The organism is Pseudomonas sp. R62, from assembly GCF_000257605.1.
In the GTDB taxonomy this organism is placed as follows: domain Bacteria; phylum Pseudomonadota; class Gammaproteobacteria; order Pseudomonadales; family Pseudomonadaceae; genus Aquipseudomonas; species Aquipseudomonas atacamensis.
The window spans coordinates 1-585 of sequence record NZ_AHZM01000970.1 but is presented as its reverse complement, the minus strand read 5'-3'; the positions used below and the strand labels follow the sequence as shown (position 1 = coordinate 585).

Annotated in this window: 1 pseudogene; it reads right to left on the bottom strand. The window is 60.5% G+C overall.

Annotated elements, in window-relative coordinates:
- Positions 1 to 585: pseudogene (locus tag OQK_RS01400) on the bottom strand (polyurethanase); the annotation flags it as partial.

Genomic DNA, 585 nt, shown 5'->3' with positions numbered 1-585 from the left:
CTCTGCGTGCCGATGATGAAGGTGCTGCCGCTATGCGGCTCGCCGCTGCGGCCCAGGTCCTCGACCCAGGTCTTGCTCCGCGATGCCTCTTCGAGATTGGAGACGATGATCGTCGAGTCGCGCTCGGTCAGGTTGTAGAACGCCGAATCGATCACCCGATTCAAGCCACCGGCGTAGCCCAGGGAACTGTGCGCCGACCAGTTCAGCGGATTTGCGATGCTGAATGGCACCAGGTTCTGCGCCGTGGAAGCGTAGTTGTCGGTGAAATTGACAAGGTTGTCAGTGGTCGATTCGTGCGGCTTGTCGTGCTTGCCCATCGATGCCGTGCTGAACGTGGTGCCGTCGAGCACGCGAAATACCGGATCGTTCTCGAAACCGATGTTGAGCACCTGGGGGCCGGAGCTGCTCTGGGTCGGCGAGGCGAAGGCGATGTAATTGGCATCCTTGTAGAAGCCGCCCCAGTTGTCCCCGCTCAATTCAGCAACGCTATTAACCCCAAGCCCGCCGAGGCTGTGGCCGCTGATCAATACGTCCTTGGCAGCAACACCGTTGGCAATCGCGAAAGCGGCGACGGCCTTGAGCAGA